Source organism: Pseudomonas sp. S2_A10 (assembly GCF_054668465.1).
On sequence record NZ_CP162773.1, the window covers coordinates 5079890 to 5102255 of the forward strand.

Annotated in this window: 17 protein-coding genes; all 17 read left to right on the forward strand. The window is 56.6% G+C overall.

Annotated features, from left to right (window positions below):
- Positions 1 to 9 precede the first annotated feature (9 nt).
- The 17 genes from AB4N41_RS22760 (at position 10) to AB4N41_RS22840 (ending at position 22288) form a co-directional block, all read left to right on the forward strand.
- The gene (locus AB4N41_RS22760; RefSeq protein WP_252876379.1) at positions 10 to 1314 is read left to right on the forward strand and encodes a glycosyltransferase; all 1305 of its coding nucleotides are present in this window, start codon (positions 10 to 12) and stop codon (positions 1312 to 1314) included.
- A gap of 107 nt (positions 1315 to 1421) precedes the next feature.
- Positions 1422 to 2285, forward strand: coding sequence for a PI-PLC domain-containing protein (locus AB4N41_RS22765; RefSeq protein ID WP_252876380.1), 864 nt, complete (start codon positions 1422 to 1424; stop codon positions 2283 to 2285).
- 88 nt (positions 2286 to 2373) lie between these two features.
- Positions 2374 to 3279: an AraC family transcriptional regulator gene (locus AB4N41_RS22770; RefSeq protein WP_056789758.1), complete on the forward strand. Its 906-nt coding sequence runs from the start codon at positions 2374 to 2376 to the stop codon at positions 3277 to 3279.
- Between the two features lie 342 nt (positions 3280 to 3621).
- A complete protein-coding gene (locus AB4N41_RS22775) occupies positions 3622 to 4932 on the forward strand; it encodes an ABC transporter substrate-binding protein (protein WP_460138066.1) in 1311 nt (436 codons plus the stop codon).
- 156 nt (positions 4933 to 5088) lie between these two features.
- Positions 5089 to 6015 carry a carbohydrate ABC transporter permease gene (locus tag AB4N41_RS22780; protein ID WP_041480415.1) on the forward strand — a complete coding sequence of 309 codons (927 nt, stop codon included), beginning with the start codon at positions 5089 to 5091 and terminating at the stop codon, positions 6013 to 6015.
- 8 nt (positions 6016 to 6023) lie between these two features.
- Positions 6024 to 6854, forward strand: a complete 831-nt coding sequence (locus tag AB4N41_RS22785) for a carbohydrate ABC transporter permease (protein WP_016774872.1) — start codon at positions 6024 to 6026, stop codon at positions 6852 to 6854.
- 164 nt (positions 6855 to 7018) lie between these two features.
- Positions 7019 to 8122, forward strand: coding sequence for an ABC transporter ATP-binding protein (locus tag AB4N41_RS22790; RefSeq protein WP_252876381.1), 1104 nt, complete (start codon positions 7019 to 7021; stop codon positions 8120 to 8122).
- A gap of 15 nt (positions 8123 to 8137) precedes the next feature.
- Positions 8138 to 9610 (forward strand): mannitol dehydrogenase family protein, encoded by a 1473-nt coding sequence (locus AB4N41_RS22795; RefSeq protein ID WP_252876382.1) that lies wholly within the window; start codon positions 8138 to 8140, stop codon positions 9608 to 9610.
- A gap of 204 nt (positions 9611 to 9814) precedes the next feature.
- Positions 9815 to 11311 (forward strand): xylulokinase, encoded by a 1497-nt coding sequence (gene xylB, locus AB4N41_RS22800; protein ID WP_252876383.1) that lies wholly within the window; start codon positions 9815 to 9817, stop codon positions 11309 to 11311.
- A gap of 13 nt (positions 11312 to 11324) precedes the next feature.
- Positions 11325 to 12263, forward strand: a complete 939-nt coding sequence (locus tag AB4N41_RS22805) for a carbohydrate kinase family protein (protein WP_252876384.1) — start codon at positions 11325 to 11327, stop codon at positions 12261 to 12263.
- Positions 12264 to 12340: 77 nt separating this feature from the next.
- The gene (locus AB4N41_RS22810) at positions 12341 to 12928 is read left to right on the forward strand and encodes a transglycosylase SLT domain-containing protein (protein WP_252878178.1); all 588 of its coding nucleotides are present in this window, start codon (positions 12341 to 12343) and stop codon (positions 12926 to 12928) included.
- A gap of 275 nt (positions 12929 to 13203) precedes the next feature.
- Positions 13204 to 15252 (forward strand): type VI secretion system Vgr family protein, encoded by a 2049-nt coding sequence (locus AB4N41_RS22815; protein WP_252876385.1) that lies wholly within the window; start codon positions 13204 to 13206, stop codon positions 15250 to 15252.
- A complete protein-coding gene (locus AB4N41_RS22820) occupies positions 15243 to 16100 on the forward strand; it encodes a DUF4123 domain-containing protein (protein WP_095180118.1) in 858 nt (285 codons plus the stop codon). Before AB4N41_RS22815 ends, AB4N41_RS22820 begins: the two co-directional genes overlap by 10 nt.
- Before the next feature lie 28 nt (positions 16101 to 16128).
- On the forward strand, positions 16129 to 19683 hold the full coding sequence (locus AB4N41_RS22825; RefSeq protein WP_252876386.1) for a LysM peptidoglycan-binding domain-containing protein: 3555 nt from the start codon (positions 16129 to 16131) through the stop codon (positions 19681 to 19683).
- Entirely contained in the window at positions 19680 to 20687 is a 1008-nt protein-coding gene (locus AB4N41_RS22830) for a tetratricopeptide repeat protein (protein WP_122750480.1), read from the forward strand. Before AB4N41_RS22825 ends, AB4N41_RS22830 begins: the two co-directional genes overlap by 4 nt.
- 89 nt (positions 20688 to 20776) lie before the next feature.
- Positions 20777 to 21748 carry a tetratricopeptide repeat protein gene (locus tag AB4N41_RS22835; protein WP_252886290.1) on the forward strand — a complete coding sequence of 324 codons (972 nt, stop codon included), beginning with the start codon at positions 20777 to 20779 and terminating at the stop codon, positions 21746 to 21748.
- A 270-nt stretch (positions 21749 to 22018) separates the two neighbouring features.
- Complete coding sequence (locus AB4N41_RS22840; protein WP_095180120.1) at positions 22019 to 22288, forward strand: DUF2790 domain-containing protein; 270 nt, start codon at positions 22019 to 22021, stop codon at positions 22286 to 22288.
- Positions 22289 to 22366: the final 78 nt, after the last annotated feature.

The window sequence follows — 22366 nt, forward strand, 5'->3', positions numbered from 1 at the left end:
GGATCAGTCGTGAGCCATTCGCGTACCACCAAAGTTCTGGTCATCGGCTACGTCTGGCCAGAACCGCGCTCATCGGCGGCCAGCGGACATGTCATGCAGATCCTCGAGACATTTCTCGATCAGGGATGGGACATCACGTTCAGCAGCCCGGCCGGCCCGGGTGAACACAAGGCTGATCTGACGGCGCTGGGCGTCCGCGAAGTATCGATCGAGCTCAACAACAGCAGTTTCGACACGTTCATCAGCGAGCTGGCGCCAAATATCGTGCTGTTCGATCAGTTCATGATGGAGGAACAGTTTGGCTGGCGGGTGGAGAAACACTGCCCGGACGCCCTGCGCATCCTGGAAACCTCCGACCTGCAAAGCCTGCGGCATGCGCGTCATCAGCGTCTGAAAGACCGCCTGAAAAGCGACGACGAGCAGACTGATTTCACCGAACTGTTCGCACCGGGATTGCACGAAGAATTCCAGCTGATGGCCAGCACCGATCTGGCCAAACGGGAAATCGCTGCGCTGTACCGGTGTGATTTGAACCTGATGATTTCCGAAGTCGAGATCGACCTGCTGGTGGAGGAATTCGGCCTGCCTCGGCAAATCCTGCATTGGTGTCCATTGATGATTGATCTTCCGGACGCCGCCGCGCCAGGTTTCGAAGAGCGCGCGCATTTCCTCAGCATTGGCAACTTCCGTCACGCGCCAAACTGGGATGCCGTGCTCTGGATGAAGACCTCGCTCTGGCCGCTGATCCGCGCGCGCCTGCCTCGCGCGCAACTGCATATCTATGGCGCCTATACGCCGCCCAAAGCCACCGCACTGCACAACCCGGCCCAAGGCTTTCACATCATGGACTGGGCCGAAGATGCACTTGAAGTGATGTCCGCAGCGCGGGTCTGCCTTGCGCCATTGCGCTTTGGCGCGGGAATCAAGGGCAAACTGGTCGACGCCATGCTCTGTGGCACGCCGAGCGTGACGACACCGATCGGCGCCGAAGCCATGCACGGCGATGCTCCTTGGCCGGGAGCCGTTGCCCTGGACGCAAATACCTTCGCCGAACAGGCCGTGCAACTGTACGAAGATCCAGCGCGCTGGCAGCAGGCGCAGATTCAGGCTTCGGCACTTTTGCAGCAGCGTTATCAGCGCAGCGTACATGGCCCGCGTCTGATCAACCGGATAGATGATTGCCGACAACACTTGGCACAACTTAGAAACGATAACTTCACCGGCGCCATGTTGCGACATCACACACTCAAAAGCACTCAATACATGGCTCAATGGATCGAAGCCAAAAACCAGCTGCCCCCAACAGAGCGTTGATCACATCAATTACATGACTTGCATTAAAAGTGAACTTTCGCAATAACACGAACATGCCTATAAACATCCTGCGCGCAACTAATTAACCACTTCGCAGGATATGCAACATGGAAAACTTCGACGATATACCAACCCATCAATGGATGGCTGATTCACCACAAATCGATAATCTTTCGCTATTTGAAATGACCCTGCCCGGCGCGCATAACGCCGGTTGTGACTGGGAAGCCTCTTACGCCCTGATTCCCGGTAAAAACTGGCTTGCCTGCCAGGACGTTTCGTTTTATTCGCAGTTGAATCGCGGCGCTCGCGCACTTGATGTACGCCTTGTCTACAACAGCAAGGCGAAACAACTGGCGAAGTTTCGTTTCCATCACAATGGATTCAACTCTTCGCGAACGCTTGAAGACCTGATCAGGGACCTTAAGGGGTTTTATGAAAGAAGCCCGAACGAGTTTATCGTTCTGGACTTCCATGAACTTTCCAACGCTACAGATCCATTCAACCATGAGGAGTTCAAAACAGCTTTGCTGGAGCACCTCGGGGAACGGATTATTCCCACCGACAATCTGCATCTGACAATTGGCCAACTCAAAGCCATCAATCCATTGCAACGCATCATGGTGGCCGCGCCGATGACCTGGGAAAGCGAAGACTTTCGTTTCTACAGACCAATCAATCACAAGTGGATCGGCAAATCACAGGTCAGCACCTCGGATCTTTATGGCTATATAGACAACGTACTGAGCACACCTGTCAGTACGCTCCGCCCATGGTCGCTGTCGGCAACCAGTTACACACTCGGCGGCCCACAGCGGATCCTCGACAGTCTTGACGAGTGGTTCGACCCGGAAAAATCCGATTGGGCGCGCAAGTGCAACATCATCAATTTCGACTTCATCAAAAATTCGAACATCGTGCGTTTCTGCCAAATGGCCAACCTGCAAAAGGCGCGCGACAAGCTCAGCTGAGCGGTCACCACGGACGGCCGGTCGGAAGTGGCACAAATGGCAAAAAACGAGGCATGATCGCGCAGCGATAATAAAAAAGTGCCCCGTCATGACCCGAACCGCTCGCGTGACCGACCCTTCCTACGAGTTGATGGACGACCATAACGGTTTGTCCATCATCTACCGCCAGCACGGCTTCCCCTGCCCGCTGGTGCGCTGGCATTTCCACAAGGAGTACGAGCTGCACCTGATCGTGGCCAGCTCCGGCAAGGTGTTCATCGGCGATTACATCGGCAACTTCTATCCAGAGACTTTGTTTTTGACCGGTCCCAACCTGCCGCACAACTGGATCAGCCAGGTCGCCGAGGATGAAGTGGTGGAGAAGCGCGACATGCTGGTCAACTTCACCGACGAATTGTTCGAGAGCGGGCACCAGGTGTTCGCTGAGCTGAAATCCCTGGCGCCACTGCTTGAGCGTGCGCAGTACGGCATCGAATTTCGTTGCAAGCGCACGATCCGTCAGGCCATGACACTGATGCAGCGGATCGCCGACAGCACCGGCATCACTCGCCTCGGGCATTTTTTCATCCTGATGGAATTGCTCGCGGCCAGTGATGATTTCCAGTTGTTGTCCGGTGCCACCACGCCGCAACTGGCCGACGAACACAACATCGACCGCACCAACCGCGCGGTCGATTACATCTTCAGCCACTACGCGCGGGACATCTCACTGGAAGAAGTGGCCGAACACCTGGGTATGACACCGACCTATTTCAGCCGGGTATTCAAGCAGGCCACCGGGCGCAACTTCATCGAATTCGTCAATCGCCTGCGCATCAGCAAATCCTGTGAGCTGCTGGCCGATGGTGACAAACCGGTGACCGAGGTGTGCTTCGAGTCGGGCTTCAACAATATTTCCAACTTCAATCGACGCTTCCAGCAACTCAAGGGCATGACGCCGTCGCACTATCGACGGCTGGCGGTGCAACGGCTGACAGAACAGAACCATCTCTGACGACACGCCACCTGTGGGAGCGAGCCTGCTCGCGAAAGCGGTCTGTCATTGAAAAATCCTGTGGCTGACACACCATCTTCGCGAGCAGGCTCGCTCCCAAAAAAAACCGTGCCCCGGCTGGCGAAATCTGTACGCATTCGCTAACGCCCCCTCGCGCAAAACCCCTTCCCTGCGTTCCCCCGCCCAAACCCCAGTGCAAAAAAGTATCAACAAAAGTGCTAGGGATGATTTGTCAGCTCCGCCGTGGAAGGCTGTAATCAGCGCAGATTCTTCCTGCATTCGGAAGACACAAAAACAATAACTGTCCTTCTGCCCCGTCGGGTGTCAGAAAAGGAGTGCACGATGCAACCCACTGCAAAAGCTCTGCTCGCTCTCACCTGCATGACCCTCAGCAGCGTCAGCCTTGGCGCCCAGACCCTGACCATCGCCACCGTCAACAACAGCGACATGATCCGCATGCAGAAACTCTCGAAAACCTTCGAGAGCGAGCATCCGGACATCGAGCTCAATTGGGTGGTGCTGGAAGAAAACGTCCTGCGTCAGCGCCTGACCACCGACATCGCCACTCAGGGCGGCCAGTTCGACGTGTTGACCATCGGCATGTACGAAGCCGCACTCTGGGGCGGCAAGGGTTGGCTGGAGCCGATGAAGGACCTGCCGGCCAGTTACGCCCTCGACGATGTCTTTCCGTCGGTGCGCGAAGGCCTGTCGGTGAAGGGTTCGCTGTATGCGCTGCCGTTTTACGCGGAGAGTTCGATCACCTATTACCGCACCGACCTGTTCAAGGAAGCCGGGCTGACCATGCCGGAGCGGCCGACCTGGGAAGAGATCGCCGGGTTTGCCGAAAAGCTCACCCACAAAGACAAAGAGCAGTACGGCATCTGCCTGCGCGGCAAGGCCGGCTGGGGCGAGAATATGGCGCTGGTCACCACGGTCGCCAATGCTTATGGCGCGCGCTGGTTCGATGAGCAATGGAAACCGGAATTCAGCGGCCCGGAGTGGAAAAACGCGCTGAATTTCTACGTCAACACCATGAAGAAATCCGGCCCGCCGGGCGCATCCAGCAACGGTTTCAATGAAAACCTCGCCCTGTTCAACAGCGGCAAATGTGCGATCTGGGTCGACGCCAGCGTCGCTGGTTCGTTCGTCACCGACAAGACCCAGAGCAAGGTCGCCGATCACGTCGGTTTCACCTTCGCTCCGCATCAAGTCACGGATAAAGGCTCGGCGTGGCTGTATTCGTGGGCGCTGGCGATTCCGACCAGCTCCAAGGCCAAGGACGCAGCAAAAACCTTCAGCGCCTGGGCCACGTCCAAAGAGTACGGCGAACTGGTTGCCAAGACCGATGGCATCGCCAACGTGCCGCCGGGCACCCGCGCTTCGACCTACAGCGACGCGTACATGAACGCCGCGCCGTTTGCCAAAGTGACGCTGGAATCGCTGAAGGCCGCTGACCCGAGCAAACCGACGCTGAAACCGGTGCCGTACATCGGCATTCAACTGGTGACCATTCCTGAATTCCAGGCAGTCGGCACCCAGGTCGGCAAGCTGTTCTCGGCAGCGCTGATCGGCCAGACCACGGTGGATCAGGCGCTGGCGGCGGCGCAGCAGACCACGGAACGCGAGATGAAGCGCGCGGGTTATCCCAAGTAACCGCTGAATGCCTTGCTCCTGCCTCTTGTGGGAGCGAGCCTGCTCGCGAAGGCGTCGTGTCAGCCAACACACATGACACTGACCCAGCGCTTGCGCGAGCAGGCTCGCTCCCACATGGGGATCTCCATAGGTCTGTATGACTCGGTTGTGAATGCCATGAATACTTCAACTGCCAAAGCCCACATCGACCTGTCGCCACCGCAGCGCAAGCTGCGCGTGCGCAATCCCGGCTGGTTTCTGGTCAGCCCCTCGGTGGCGCTGTTGCTGCTGTGGATGATCGTGCCGCTGGGCATGACCCTGTACTTTTCGATGATCCGCTACAACTTGCTCTATCCCGGCGAAAACGAATTCGTCGGGCTGGAGAACTTCACCTATTTCCTCACTGATTCGGGTTTCATGCCCGGTGCGACCAATACGTTGTTGCTCGTTGGCAGTGTGCTGCTGATCAGCGTGGTCTTCGGCGTATTGATCAGCGCGTTGCTGGAGGCCAGCGAATTCCTTGGGCGCGGCCTGGTGCGGGTCATGCTGATCTCGCCGTTTTTCATCATGCCCACCGTCGGCGCGTTGATCTGGAAAAACCTGATTTTCCACCCGGTCTCGGGGATCCTCGCCTACATCTGGAAGCTGTTCGGTGCGCAACCGGTGGACTGGCTGGCGCACTACCCGCTGCTGTCGATCATCATCATTGTTTCGTGGCAATGGCTGCCCTTCGCGATCCTGATTCTGATGACCGCGATGCAATCGCTGGATCAGGAACAGAAAGAAGCCGCGCGCCTGGACGGCGCCGGCCCGATCGCGATTTTCTGGCACTTGACCCTGCCGCATCTGGCGCGGCCGATTGCTGTGGTGGTGATGATCGAAACAATCTTCCTGCTCTCGGTGTTCGCCGAAATCTTCACCACCACCAACGGTGGCCCCGGCTACGCCTCGACCAACCTCGCCTACCTGATCTACAACCAGGCGCTGGTGCAGTTCGACGTCGGCATGGCTTCGGCGGGCGGCTTGATTGCCGTAGTCATCGCCAACATCGCCGCGATCATTCTGGTGCGAATGATCGGCAAAAACCTGACTGACAAAGCGTGAGGCCTGCCATGACGCTCCAACAATCCCGCCGCCTGCAAAGCCTGCTGCTCGGCACGCTGGCCTGGGCCATCGCGATCGTGATTTTCTTCCCGATCTTCTGGATGGTGATGACCAGTTTCAAGAGCGAAATCGACGCTTTCGCCACGCCGCCGCAGTTCATCTTCACGCCAACGCTGGAGAACTACCTGCACATCAACGAGCGCAGCGACTACTTCAGCTTCGCCTGGAACTCGGTGGTGATCTCCTTCAGCGCCACCGCCCTGTGTCTGTTGATCGCGGTACCGGCGGCGTACTCGATGGCGTTCTATGAAACCCAGCGCACCAAAGGCACGCTGCTGTGGATGCTCTCGACCAAGATGCTGCCGCCGGTGGGCGTGCTGATGCCGATCTACCTGCTGGCCAAGAGTTTCGGCCTGCTCGACACGCGCATTGCGCTGATCGTGATCTACACGCTGATCAACCTGCCGATCGTGGTCTGGATGGTTTACACCTACTTCAAGGACATCCCCAAAGACATCCTCGAAGCCGCCCGCCTCGACGGTGCGACGCTGTGGCAGGAAATGGTCCGCGTGCTGCTGCCGATCGCCAAGGGCGGCCTCGCCTCGACCGTGCTGCTGTCGCTGATCCTGTGCTGGAACGAGGCGTTCTGGTCGCTGAACCTGACCTCATCGAATGCCGCACCGCTGACCGCGTTGATCGCCTCGTATTCAAGTCCCGAAGGGCTGTTCTGGGCCAAGTTGTCGGCCGTATCGACCCTGGCCTGTGCGCCGATTCTGATCTTTGGCTGGATCAGCCAGAAGCAACTGGTGCGCGGCCTCTCCTTCGGTGCCGTGAAATGAACATCCCGAATCCAACCCTATCCCCTGTGGGAGCGAGCCTGCTCGCGAAAGCGGAGTGTCATTCAACCCTGATGTCGACTGACACGGCCCCTTCGCGAGCAGGCTCGCTCCCACAGAAAAGCCGATCTGGTTTAACCCAATAATAAATTGCGGAGGCCCATCTCATGGCCAACCTGAAAATCAAGAATCTGCAAAAAGGCTTCGAAGGCTTTTCCATAATCAAGGGCATTGACCTTGAAGTGAACGACAAGGAATTCGTAGTCTTCGTCGGCCCGTCGGGCTGCGGCAAATCCACCCTGCTGCGCTTGATCGCCGGGCTGGAAGAGGTCAGCGGCGGCGCCATCGAACTCGATGGCCGCGATATCACCGAAGTCAGCCCGGCCAAGCGTGATCTGGCGATGGTGTTCCAGACCTACGCGCTGTACCCGCACATGACGGTGAAAAAGAACATGTCGTTCGCCCTCGATCTGGCCGGCGTGCCGAAAGCCGAAGTCGAGCGCAAGGTCGGCGAAGCGGCACGCATTCTTGAACTCGGGCCGATGCTCGAGCGCAAACCCAAACAGCTGTCCGGCGGTCAGCGTCAGCGCGTGGCGATCGGCCGCGCCATCGTGCGCAACCCGAAGATTTTCCTCTTCGATGAGCCGCTGTCCAACCTCGACGCGGCGTTGCGCGTGCAGATGCGTCTGGAACTGCTGCGCCTGCATAAAGACCTGCAAGCGACGATGATTTATGTGACCCACGATCAGGTCGAAGCGATGACCATGGCCGACAAAGTCGTGGTGCTCAATGGCGGCAGGATCGAGCAGGTCGGCTCGCCGCTGGACCTGTATCACAACCCGGCCAACCTGTTTGTCGCGGGCTTTCTCGGCACGCCGAAAATGGGTTTCCTCAAAGGCAAGATTGCCCGCATCGACGGCGCCAGCTGCGAAGTTTCGCTGGACGCCGGCACACGCATCACCCTGCCGTTCAACGCCGCCAACCTCAGTGTCGGCAGCGCTGTCACGCTGGGCATTCGCCCAGAACATCTTGAGCTGGCGCAACCCGGCGACTGCACGTTGCAAGTCACTGCCGACGTCAGCGAACGCCTTGGCAGCGACACCTTCTGCCACGTCACCACCAGCGCCGACGAAGCCCTGACCATGCGCGTGCGCGGCGATCTGGCCAGCCGTTACGGCGAGCAATTGAGCCTGCGCCTGGACCCGACTCACTGCCATCTGTTCGATGCCGAAGGTGTGGCGCTGACCCGTCCACTGCGCGCTGCGGCCTGATTTCGAGACTATCCGATGAAACTCAACCAACAGAACCTCAATCGCCTCGCCGCCCAAGTGCAGCTGCCGGGCTACGACCTCGGCGCCACACGCCAGGGCATCGCCCACATCGGCGTCGGTGGTTTCCATCGTGCGCATCAGGCGTATTACACCGATGCCTTGATGAACACTGGCGAAGCGCTGGACTGGGCAATCTGCGGCGTCGGGCTACGCCCGGAAGATCGCCGCGCCCGCGATGATCTGCGCGAGCAGGATTACCTGTTCACCCTGTTTGAACTGGGCGACAGCGATGACACCGAAGTGCGCGTCATTGGCGCGATCCGCGACATGCTGCTGGCCGAAGATGGCGCGCAAGCACTGATCGACAAACTCGCCGAACCGCAGATCCGTATCGTTTCGCTGACCATCACCGAGGGCGGTTACTGCATCGACGACAGCAACGGCGAATTCATGGCGCACCTGCCGCAGATTCAACACGACTTGGCCCATCCCGAAGCGCCGGGCACCGTGTTCGGTTTCCTCTGCGCCGCGTTGGCCAAACGGCGTGCGGCGGGCGTTCCGGCATTTACTGTGATGTCCTGCGATAACCTGCCCCACAACGGCGCCGTCGCCCGTAAGGCGCTGCTGGCTTTCGCCGCCCTGCGTGATCCGGATCTGCGCGACTGGATCGACCAGAACGTCAGTTTCCCCAACGCCATGGTCGATCGCATCACACCGATGACCAGCACCGCGCATCGCCTGCAACTGGCCGACAAACACGGCGTCGACGATGCCTGGCCGGTGGTCTGCGAACCGTTTGTGCAGTGGGTGCTGGAGGACAAATTCGTCAACGGCCGCCCGGCGTGGGAAAAGGTCGGCGTGCAGTTCACCGACGACGTATCACCGTACGAAGAGATGAAAATCAAACTGCTCAACGGCAGTCACCTGGCGCTCACTTATCTGGGCTTTCTCAAGGGTTATCGCTTCGTCCACGAGACCATGAACGATCCGCTGTTCGTGCGTTACATGCGCGCTTATATGGATCTGGATGTCACGCCGCAGCTGGCCCCGGTGCCGGGCATTGATTTGAGCGAATACAAGGACACGCTGGTCGCGCGATTCTCCAATCAGGCGATTGCCGATCAGCTGGAGCGCGTGTGTTCGGATGGCTCATCGAAGTTTCCCAAGTTCACCGTGCCGACGATCAATCGGCTGATCGCCGATGGCCGCGAGACCAAACGTGCAGCGCTGGTCGTGGCGGCGTGGGGGCTGTATTTGAAGGGCGTGGATGAGAATGGCGATACGTATTCGATTCCAGACCCGCGAGCGGCGTTTTGCCAGGGGCTGGTGGCGGACGATGGGTTGATCACGGAGCGGTTGCTGGCTGTTGAAGAGATTTTCGGCACAGCGATACCGAAGTCGGCGGAGTTTGTTGCAGCGTTCGAGTGGTGCTGCCAGAGTTTGCGCGAGGTTGGGGTTTCGGGGACTCTGGAACGGGTGCTCGGCTGAAAAGCCCCTCACCCTAGCCCTCTCCCGGAGGGAGAGGGAACCGACCGCGTGGTTCTTCCGTTATTCATCGACCTGAAATTCCGAGTCGAATACAGAGTGTGAAAGGCATGAAAATCTGCTCCCTTTCCCCCTCGCCCCCTTGGGGGAGAGGGCTGGGGTGAGGGGGTAGCTCTTGATCTTCAGCGCAATCTGACAGGCCCATACATGACAACAACAAAGCTCTTCCTGGGTATCGACTGCGGCACCCAAGGCACCAAAGCGATCATCCTCGATGCCGACAGCGGTCAGGTGCTCGGTCTGGGCGCGGCGCCGCACACGATGATCAGCGGCGCCAACGGCCGCCGCGAACAAGACGTTCAACAGTGGCTCGACGCGTTCGTCAGCGCCACCCGCCAGGCCTTGCAAGCGGCGAACGTCGACGGCCAGGCGATCCTCGGCGTTGGCGTCTCCGGCCAGCAACACGGTTTGGTCCTGCTCGATGAGCAAGGCGCAGTGCTGCGCCCGGCCAAGCTCTGGTGCGACACCGAAACCACGCCGGAAAACGAGCGCTTGCTCGCGCAACTGGGCGGCGAGCAAGGTTCGCTGGAACGCCTCGGCGTGGTCATTGCGCCGGGCTACACGGTGTCGAAACTGCTCTGGACCAAAGAGCAGCATCCCGACGTGTTCTCACGCATTGCACGCATTCTGTTGCCCCACGACTACCTCAATTACTGGCTCACTGGCCGCGCCTGCAGCGAATACGGCGACGCTTCCGGTACCGGCTATTTCAACGTGCGCACGCGGCAATGGGATGTGCAGATCCTGCGCGACATCGACGCCAGCGGCCGTTTGCAAACCGCGCTGCCGGAGCTGATCGACGCGCACGCCGCCGTCGGCACTCTCCTCCCGGCAATCGCCGAGCAACTCGGCATCAACCCCAACGCGGTGGTTTCCAGCGGCGGTGGCGACAACATGATGGGCGCCATCGGCACCGGCAATATCCAGCCCGGCGCGATCACCATGAGCCTCGGTTCGTCCGGCACGGTCTACGCCTATTCGGAGGAGCCGAACGTCAGCGCCGATGCCTCGGTTGCCACGTTCTGTTCCTCCAGCGGCGGCTGGCTGCCGCTGATCTGCACCATGAATTTGACCAACGCCACCGGTGCGATTCGCGAACTGTTCAGGCTCGATCTGCCGACCTTCAACGAACTGGTCGCGCAATCGCCGATCGGCGCCGAAGGCGTGAGCATGCTGCCGTTCCTCAACGGTGAGCGCGTCCCCGCCCTGCCCAACGCCACCGGCAGCTTGCACGGCCTGACCATGGACAACCTGACCCAAGCCAACCTGTGCCGCGCCGCTGTCGAAGGCACCACCTTCGGTTTGCGCTACGGGCTGGATTTGCTCCGCCAGAATGGTTTACAAAGCCTGCGCATTTGCCTGATCGGCGGCGGCTCGAAGAGCGCGGTGTGGCGGCAGATCGTCGCCGACATCATGAACGCTCCGGTGATCTGCACCGAACAAAGCGAAGCCGCCGCACTGGGCGCGGCGATTCAGGCAGCGTGGTGCGCGTCGCGCTCGAACGGCGATGATGTGTCCCTGGCCGATCTGTGCGAACGCTGCGTCAAACTCGACGCGCGCAGTGAAACCCTGCCGATCGCCGCCAATGTCGCGGCGTTCCAGCAGGCCTACGAACGCTATCAACAGCATGTCGCAACCCTATAACGAGCAAACAACTATGTACCTGGTGTGTGGCGAAGCCCTGTTTGATTTTTTCAGCGAAAACGACGCCAGCGGTCTGGCCTCGAAAGTCAATTTCAAGGCGATTGCCGGCGGCTCGCCGTTCAACGTTGCCGTAGGTTTGCGGCGTTTGGGCGTGGACTCGGCGCTGTTCGGCGGGTTGTCCACCGACTACCTCGGCCGACGTTTGCAGCAAGTGCTGCAGGACGAAGGCGTGCGCCCGGAATACCTGGTGGATTTCGCCGCGCCGACCACCCTGGCGATGGTCGCGGTAGGCGCCAATGGCTCACCGCACTACAGCTTCCGTGGCGAAGGCTGTGCCGACCGGCAACTGAGCGAGGCGCATCTGCCGACACTTGGCGACGAGGTGCGCGGCCTGCACATCGGCTCGTTTTCGCTGGTGGTGCAGCCGATTGGCGACACGTTGCTGAAACTGGTCCAACGCGAAAGCGGCAAACGCCTGATCAGCCTCGACCCCAACGTGCGCCTCAATCCCGAGCCGAACATCGAGCTATGGCGCGAGCGCATCGCCACGCTGGTGCGCCTGGCCGATCTGATCAAAGTCAGCGACGAGGATCTGAGCCTGCTCTATCCCGAGCAGGATCCGCAGCATGTTATTGAAAGCTGGCTCGAGCATCGCTGCCAGATCGTATTCCTGACACGCGGTGGCGACGGCGCAACGGTGTTCAGTCGCACCCATGGCTCGTGGTCGGTACCGGCGAATCCGGTGAAAATTGCCGACACCGTTGGCGCTGGCGATACCTTCCAGGCCGCGCTGATCACCTGGCTGACGGAGCATTCGCTGGACTCGGTAGAAGGCGTGCAGCAGCTCAGTCGAGAGCAAATCGACGGCATGCTCAGGTTCGCCGTACAAGCCGCCGCACTGACCTGCAGCAAAACCGGTCCGGATCTGCCCTATCGTCATCAATTGAGCTGAGCGCGTAGACTGTCGGCCTTTTTGCGCACGACGGAAAACAGCTCTTGAATCACAGGCACATCCTCGCCCTCCTGACCATGGCCACCCTGCTGAGCGGTTGCGGCACCTCGCCGCCCCGCTCCCCGGAAGACATCTGCGCAATCTTCCGCGAGAAAAGCGATTGGTACGACGCTGCGCAAGTCACGCAGAAACGCTGGGGCGTGCCGATCCAGGTGCCGTTCGCGATCATGTATCAGGAATCCGGCTACCGCTACGACGCCAAGACGCCTCGCAAATACCTGCTCTGGGTGATTCCGTGGGGCCGCGTCTCGACCGCGTCCGGCTACGCGCAAGCCAAGGACGAAGTCTGGGCCGACTACCAGAAAAGCACCGGCCGCAACTGGGCCGATCGTGAAGACTTCGACGACGCCATCGACTTCGTCGGCTGGTACATGGACAAGACCACCTCGATCAACGGCGTGTACAAATACGACGCCTATAACCAGTACCTGAACTACCACGAAGGTTGGGGCGGCTTTCGCAACAAGACCTACGCGAGCAAAGCCTGGTTACTGCCGACCGCACGCAAGGTGCAGAACCGCTCGGATCTGTATGCGCAGCAATATGCCGGCTGCAAGGAAGACCTCAATCGCGGGTTCTGGAGCCGGTTCTGGCATTGGTTGTAGAAGCCCTTCGCGAGCAGGCTCGCTCCCACAAGACCTTAGTGAACGCCGATTTTGTGTACACCCGAGAAACCTGTGGGAGCGGGCTTGCCCGCGATGGCAATCTCTCAAACACCATCAAAGTCTATGAAAGGCCCGATTTCACTGACCCAAACCGCCCTCCTAAGGGTTTTCCCTATGGCACTGACGCGCCACACCTACGCCATTTGCGCCTTGAATGAGGCCGTCTAATCCTGCAACATCCATCACCTGCTTATTCAACGGACGGAATTCAAGGCATGCTGGACGCCAATGCAACCCACATCACCCTCTCGATCGAAGACGCCAACGCCGACTTGCAAGTCCTCAGCTTCACCGGTCGCGAAGCCCTCAACGAACCGTTCCGTTTCGACCTCGAACTGGTCAGCGCCCGCCCCGACCTGAAGCTCGAAGAGCTGCTGCACAAGCGCGCCTGCCTGACGTTCGGCGCCACCGGCGAAGGCAAGATTCACGGCCAGGTCTATCGCATCGAGCAGGGCGACTCCGGCAAGACCCTGACCCGCTACAGCATCAGCCTGATGCCACAACTGGCCTATCTGCAGCACAACCATGATCAGCAGATCTTCCAGCAACTGACGGTGCCGAAAATCATCGCCCAAGTGCTGGAAGATCGCGGCATTCTCTCTGACGCCTACAGCTTCCAGCTCGGCGCCGAGTATCCGGAACGCGATTATTGCGTGCAATACGACGAGTCCGACCTGCACTTCATCCAGCGTCTGTGCGAAGAGGAAGGCATTCACTTCCACTTCCAGCACAGCAGCAGCGGCCACAAACTGGTGTTCGGCGACGATCAGACGGTGTTCCGCAAACTGAAGCCGGTCAGCTACCAGCAGGACTCCGGGATGGCCGCCGAGAAGCCGGTGATCAAGCGCTTCAACCTGCGCCTGGAAACCCGCACCACCCGCGTCAGCCGTCGCGACTACGATTTCGAAAAACCCAAGCTGCTGCCCGAAGGCGCGGTCAAATCCGAATTCGCCCCGGACCTGGAAGACTACGATTACCCCGGCCGCTTCACCACCCGCGAGCGCGGCAAGTTCCTCTCGACCCGCGCCCTCGAGCGCCATCGCAGCGACTACAAACTCGCCGAAGGCAAAGGTGACGAACCGACGCTGACTAGCGGCCATTTCCTCACGCTCGCCGAACACCCGCGCGCCGAGTGGAACGACCTGTGGCTGCTGTTGGAAGTCTTCCACGAAGGCAAACAGCCGCAAGTGCTCGGCGAAAACGTCACCAGCGACGTCACCGATAACAAGAGCGATTTCCACCAGGGCTACCGCAACAGCTTCCTCGCCACCCCGTGGGACGCGCACTACCGCCCTGCCCTCGAACATCCGAAACCGAAAGTCCTCGGCAGCCAGACCGCCGTCGTCACCGGCCCGCCCGGTGAAGAAATCCACTGCGATCAGTACGGCCGCATCAAAGTGCAATTCCACTGGGACCGCGACGGCCAGTCCGACGACAAAACCACCTGCTGGATGCGCGTCACCAGCGGCTGGGCCGGCGCAGCCTACGGCGGCATCGCCATCCCGCGCATCGGCATGGAAGTCCTCGTCACCTTCCTCGAAGGCGACCCCGACCAGCCCCTCGTCACCGGCTGCCTGTACCACAAGGAAAACGTCGTCCCCTACGACCTGCCGGCCAACAAAACCCGCAGCACCTTCAAAACCCTCAGCTCCCCGGGCGGCAAGGGCTACAACGAATTCCGCATCGAAGACAAAAAAGGCGCCGAACAGATCTACATCCACGCCCAGCGCGACTGGGACGAAAACATCGAACACGACCAGAAAATCCGCGTCGGCAACGAACGGCATGACACTGTTGAAGCCAATGTGCTTAGCGAATTCAAGGTTGAAGAGCACCGGATCACCCATCTGGACCGCATCAGCGAAATGCGCGCGGATGATCACCTGACGGTGGGTGTGACGCAGCATGTGAAGGTTGGGACTGGGCAGTTTGTTGAGGCCGGCAACGAAATCCATTATTACGCCGGCCAGAGAGTCGTGGTCGAAGGCGCCATGGAACTGACCGCCAAGGCTGGGGGCAGCTTCGTCAAGGTCGATGCGGGTGGCGTGACCATCAGCGGCGCTGAGGTGAAGGTCAATACCGGCGGCTCGCCCGGGGTGGGCACGCCGGCGGCGCCGTTGTTGCCGGGGCCGATGAAGGTTGCGGATGCGGATAAGGCGGGGAAAGCACCGCTCCCTGCCCGTCTTAATGAGTCAGGTATTACCCCGCTGTGTGGAAAACAGAGTAACGGCGCTTGCAGCCGTAAGGATTGCACATGCATGTAAAAGCGCTGAGCGCTCTCCTCGCCGAGCCTCGTTACGACTTTTCAGACCTGCCCGCTACAAGCGAATCGCTGTGTTTCATCATCGACCAAGGGCTCCAGCCAGACGCTTTGGGTCGTCTTTATCGATTAGGCGAACCCGTCGTCGCTCAAGGTCTGTTTGTAGGGACAGACCTTGCAGAGATTCCTGACGAGCCATTGTGGCTGGTGGCCCCAAAGGGCGGCAAAGTGGCAAAGGTCGCTGTGGAACTATGTGAGGAACGCTTTTCGGGAATTGCAATCTCAACCCGGGATCCTGAAAAAGCTCTGGCTCATGCGCGCTGGCTGCTTAAGGCAAACGATGGTTCAGGTGGCCAAAGTCTGCTGAGTTTCCACAAGCCGAGTTTATGGGCTGCGCTGGCCTACACCGCCGATAAAGCATTCGACCAGTTACTAGGCTGCTGGGAGGCGGTCTACAGCCCTGCGCCGATTCATTTCGGTCAAGAGCGTGGGCGATGGCTGACCTGGAAGGCCACCGATCAATCAACGTGGGACGGTGACAGAGCGGCGTTCAATCTGCCCGAGGCGGCCGCGAAAGTACAAGCGCGCCTGGGCTGGATGTACTGGATCGATGAGGAATACACAGCATTCAATGAGCCATCCGATGACCGCTTGAATGACATGGCGGACAACCTCGACATGCTGCTCAAAAACAACATTTATGATGGCGATCACCTGCTCAAGCTTGGCCATGTCGTGAACGGTCCGCTGTTCGAGACCCAGCCTGGGATCATGGCGATCCTGCAATCAAAGGACGAGTCGTTTATCAAAGTAGATCGGCTCCTGGAATCAGCCGCCGTTGCCCAACACTAAGGCGACGCGACAACAGAACGGAATCACCATGGAAATTACAAATCACGCCGTAATGCCCGGCGAAACTCTGGGCCAGATTGCTACGCGCTACAACACTACTGTGGCGCAACTTCGTCAGATGAACCCCTTCATCACCAACCCGGATAATGTCAAAGTCGGATGGAACCTGAGCGTTCCAAAAGCCGCTCAATCGCCTGCTGTGCCTGCCGCTCAGACACCTGCCGCAGCTCAACCGCCCGCGCAAACGACCCCGGAAGCCGCAACTCAGTGCTCTGCGGAGGATCTGGTTGAACTGGAGCCTGTCAAAGACACCCCAGATCAGAGCTCAAAGACTTTCAAACCGCACGCGCCTCCCTGCTCGAAAAAGTTTGCCAGTGCGATTTATGCCACCGAAGAACAAGAATTTTGGCTGCTTCCCGAACGGGCAAAGTCCGCTATCAAAGAATCCATGTTTGCCTTGGATAAAATGATTGCGCCCAGCAAATCACGTGATGCACGCCTGAACGGGTTGCAGGAATCTGGTTTGCTGGAATACTTCCTTGAGCCCAAGTTGAGCAACTTTCTCACTGGCGCGCAGCGTGCACGCATGGAAGAGTTTGAAGCGATGGGCGATGAGATCGAAATCGATCCCGCCACCGCTAAAAAAAGGCAGAACGACGCTAATGGAAACAAACCGGCAGTCGCTCCTGCTCAGTCCACGGATGAGGACACGCCGGTATCTCGCCTCGACCGTCTAGCGACAGACATAGCTACTGACCAGCACGTTCACAAAGCATATGCCGATTTTTACAAGCGGCGGGCTGAGTGGGTCGCGCTAAAAAAAGAAGCGGTAGCGGCCGCTAAGTTGGAAGGCTACACCTACGAAAGCGGCTCGCTGTACTCCAAGGAGGCGATTGAAGCGCGCGCACGTGTGCAAGCTTATCTGGAGGCTCGCAAGAAATTCCTCGGCAACAAAAACTTCAAGCAGGTATCGCTGGAAGACGTTGCCAAAGCCTTGGCGGAAAAGAAAAAAAGTTACGACAATATCTGCAATGGCATGACTGACTGCACCGCCGATCTGGTCGGCTATGTTTACACACTACACAAAAACGCCGATGCGCTTGATTACCACGCTTACACCGAATCCATCATGAAGGCTTCCGATTATGGAATCGCGCTTCCAGAGTTTGCGCTGATAAACGACGGCCTTGCCTCTGGCATCGAACAATTCAAGCTGTATTTGGATACAGAGAAAAAGCAATCGGAAGCAACTGCGCAACTTCAGGACAAGTACAAACGCTGGATCGAAGCAACAGGCCAAAATGCCCAGGCCCCTGCAGGTTTGGTGGAAGCAGAGCGTGCAAAGTGGGACCAACTGCAGAAAATCAAAGAAGACCTCTATACAGCCGCTCAGAATAATGTCAACGCGACGAAACCCCGACGTTATCTGATCTGGGAGCCGGAAGCGTTCCAGCCCAAGCCAGTAGATCGCATGGTTAAACCTGGTTTTCCTTTGCGCGAAGTCAGCCTTTCGGACGCCAAGGGCACTCCGTTGGGCTGGTTCAGTATGTCGAACCTGAAAGACGCAAAAAAAATAATGAAAGAGGACTTCAAAAAAGTCCCTGGCTCTGTATCCAAGGCCTTTAAAAGTCCCCCGACAGATGCCACTGAAGGTTCTGATAAAAACAGTGAGCTCAGTTCGTTCCGCCAATGGCTGTTGGCTCAGGGCGCTGTAAAGTTCAGCGATCAGGTCGGCGACTGTTTCGATGAAAAAGGTTGGTTCAAAGCCAAAGACTTTTACGCTCACTTAAAAAAGGAAGGCTATGAGGTCACTGAACTAGAGGACGAGGCAGCTCTTACCAATTGGGGTAAGCATCTTCAGCAGCTGGTGTTTCAGAAAAGTGTACGCGGTAAAGTGAGACTCTTCGATGCCAGTCCTCAGGCGCAGTTCGTTCGCTGCCTGACACCTCCACAACCAAGCATTCACGCTGAAGTAAAGCTGGAAAGCCCCCCCATCAGCGCTGCAGAAGGTTTTCAGGCGTCGGCCAGCGCGGGGATGAGCCTCGACTTGGCACGCGGCGAAGTGGAATTGATGAAAGTCGATATGCCCGCCCAAGCGAGCGCACAGGAAATCACGCTCGACTACCTATTGGACGGTAGCCCACAAAAAATGAATTTTGGGCGTTTCTCCTTCCACTTCGGCGTGAAGGCGTGGGGATATGCTGGTGCTTCGCTGCTACTTGCCGGCAGCGTCGAATTGAGCCCTATCTTCGGTAACGTCAAATACGGTGCCTCACTGAGCCCGGTCAAACGCGCACAGCGTGAAGATGCCTCAGCCAAACAGGAGCGCGCCGATCACGCAGCCGCCAAGCAAGCAAAAGCCGACAGCGGCGACGATAGTCCTACTCCAGATCTCGTCCATCAATCAAAAGCCCCCACCGCTGCGGGCACCCTGAGCACAGGTCAGATGTCGACTGGTCGCCTCGCCAATGTTCAAATCGAAAATGGCGCGAAGGCAAGCTTCAACGTATTCGGCGGTTTGCAAGCCGCTATTGAGCTCACTGGTGCACTAAACTGGGCGCCGCCAAAAGAGCTCGTCGCCCGAAGTACCGCGCCATCGTTGGGTATAAGCGGTCCTAAAGACGCAAGGACAGCCAATCCATGGCTGACGCTTGCAAAATTGGGCGGGTCCGTAGGAATCGCGTTAGGCGCAGGATTTCAAGGGAACGCTCAGGTTTCTCTTGATAAAGGACGGTTCATTCTTAATTTGAAGGCAACAGTAGTGCTTGGACCGGGCGCTAACGGTAGTTTCAAATTTGAAGTGGGTTATGAGGCGGTGGTCGACCTCATTAACATATATCGCAAAGAGCTGCATAAGACCAAAGGCCGTAAAGTTGAGTGGATGGATCCTGAAGCGAGTGAGTATGCCTCCGCACTTAACGCTTTGGGCGTTGCCGGATTGAATGTGGCAATGGCATACATGATGCGTTGGGATGTTGTGATGGGTCTTTATGAGTCTCTGACGCGACGTGGCAAGGGCGGACCGATTGCGGACGCGATCATGAATTATAAGAACCAAAGCGAGCTCGAAGAGTGGATTATTAATGCAATTCCTAACGCGCTGGGCCCACTCTTAAGAACGCTTATAAGCCAGCCCGAAGAGTTTAAAATTACTACAGCCAGTCCTGAAAACAATAGCATATCTGACAAGGGTCGCACATATAGTCAATCCGAAGGCCATGTTCTCCAGCAAAAAGCCATAGAAAGAATTTTGCGCTGGATAGTCAACAATGCAAAAAAAACCAACACTATTGACAAAGCACAAAGACAATTTGAACTCGCATGCATGTCAATGAATGAGTTTGGCATAAAGGAGCAAGCTGGAGAACAAGAGTATTGCAAAAATCGTATGTCACTAGATACTTTCATGGCGGAAAGCGTTCAAAGCCTCTTTGACGATACAATTGTTGAAGTACGTAAAAACTATAAATCGCACGCAAAATTACTTGGCGCAAATCTGGCCGATTATTGTCAACAAAATTATGCCCCATCACCAACCTACTCGCTTAGTGGGGCGACACCCTATTTAAAAGGCTACCAATGAACAGACTAATAAAAATCAAATTAAATCAAATCATTCTAATGTTCAGCTTGGGTTTGATTTCAGTATCGCCGTATAGCGCCAATTTTACCAATGCATCCTCAGTCCCTCAGCAAAGTGGACCAAGCGGAATCATTCTTTACAACCAGATGAAAATAGATGCGGCCATTCCACAGCTAGAGCGAGAGGCAAAAGACGGCGTAATAGAATCACAGTATTATCTTGCCGAAGCTCTTCGAAAGAAAAATGGATACATGACTCCCGAAGCCCAATTTTGGTATGAATCGGCAGCAGAGAAAAAAAACATATACGCAATGATTCAGTTGGGTCGAGCAAAAAAAGATCTTTGCGCAACGATGGGAAATTGCCCGTCGTCAAAAAAAACTCAAGCAGAATGGTTCGTAGAGGCAAAAAAAATAACGTTACCTAAGGCAAATGATGGCGATCCTGAATCTTTATACTTGATGTACGAAATCACGCTGGATCACCATTGGTTAGAAAAATCTGCTAATGCAGGCTATCCGCTCGCGCAATATTGGATGGCGATCAGCGAAAGGCAGGGAGAGGGTTACTTCTTTACTCCTGGAGGACGTGAAGCGTCGGTCAAAAAATGGCTGCTACTCTCTGCGGAAGGTGGCAACCCTAAAGCTATGATGCAATATCTAGAGACGCTTTATAAGCAAGGAGACATGGCGAGCATTCGACATTGGCTCGAGAAGGCTGCCGCAACAGGCGAACAAGCTGCAATGAGTAACTATGGTGCGTACATTTCACATACGCCAGATAAAGTAGGTTACTCTTTGGATTTAGTCAAAGGCTACGCTATTTTCTCTTTGTTAAAAGAACTCGGTGACGCCGGTGGCGTGCAAGATTATGTCGACCGTAAGATCGAAAAAATTTCTGAAAAGATGACACCAGAACAAATTGAAGAATCAAAAATCGTCGCTGAAGAATGGAAAACCAATCACCCACCGCTGTCTTTCTTCCCCGACAAGCTGAGTAATTGAGTATATTTTTAGGTTGTCCGCACCCAAATTCCATCTAGATAAATTATCGCCACTGCCCTTGATGAACGACTGAATAGGCAAAGACTTCAATGAAACTGCTGGCCACTGCGTTAACATTTTTAAGCCTAGTATCAGCCCAGTCAAACGCGCTTACGAACGAACAATCTCAGGCAAAAATCAAGGGCATTGAACTATACAATCAACACAAAGCCATCTCCGCAATTGAAACATTACAAATAGCAGCCGAAGGCGGTGATGATGAAGCACTTTACTATTTGGGAGAATCTATAAGAAAAAACAATAGATACATGACTCAAGAAGCGCAAAAGGCTTACGAGGAGTCAGCAAAGAAAGGCAATATTTACTCTATGATTCGGCTCGGCGGCGCGGATCAAGATTTGTGCGTAACTATGAATAATTGTTCTTCCTCTGAGCAATCGCCTAAAGATTGGATGAACAAAGCCAAAACCCTTGCTACAGATCAGGCATCTCATGGTGACGCTGAGTCGATGTACCTACTATGGGAGATAACAGGAAACGATGAATGGCTTGAAAAGTCCGCAGAAAAAGGTTTTGCATTAGCGCAATTTCGTTTAGCGACCAAGTATCAAGAGGGGGGAGGCATGTTCCTACTACCCTCTAGCAGATCAGATGAAATCGAAAAATGGATGAAAGCCGCTGCAGAGAATGGTTATCCACCAGCCATGATGGGATTTGCCGCTACGAGGATTGAAAAAGCCGATTTGTCATCATTTAGAAAATGGAATGAAAAAGCTGCAGCCTCAGGCTATGCATCTGCAGTTTTTGGTTACGCGTCATATATTGGCGAAGCTGAACCAAAATACGGATTCGAATCAGACCCGGTAAAGTCATACGCACTATTGTCGAATCTACTGGAGCTTGATGGTGGTGGAAACGTAATAAACAACGTTAACGACGTATTGCCGGAAGTAGAAAAAAAGCTGTCAAAAGAGCAACTAGAAAAAGCAAAAGAACTCGCAAAAACGTGGAAGGCCACTCACCCACCGCTCTCGTTTTTTCCAGATAAGTTAGGGTACTGAAATTTAGCAGCACAGCCTTATCATTAATTTTTTTCGAGCACGTCAAAGCCCGTACCCTAATGATTCATATCGCAAACGACAAATGCCCGAGACAAGGGAAAAGCAACCGTAAATAACTCAGCTCATGTTCACATCGGTTAACTCAGCCTTAACGCCACAGTCAGAGACTCCATATCACCGCACACCCTCAGCTTTCCCCCGCTGACGCCCAGTGCGGCAGGCTCGCCCGGCTTCGTGCCGGGCGCCTACCCGCAACGCTGGAGTCCTCTCATGAACATTCGTCCCTTCCTGCTCACTGCCACCCTCGCCTGCAGCTCATACGCCGCACTGGCCCAAGCCAACGTCACCTCCGCCACATCGAATCAAACACCCTACCAATACGGCATGCCACTACACGTGGCGAAGGTGCTTTCGCTAACCGAGCCGCCGACCTCGGAATGCAAAGTCATCACCGCCGACATGAAATACATCGACAACACCGGCAAGCCCGCACAAATCAGTTACAGGAAATTATCTGACGCATGCAGTCAACAGAACTGACAGACGCTTCTGATTTTCCGCTTGGCCATAGGCGTGCGGTGGTTTCGGCGGGTATGCTCGGGGCCTTCCCTACTGCCG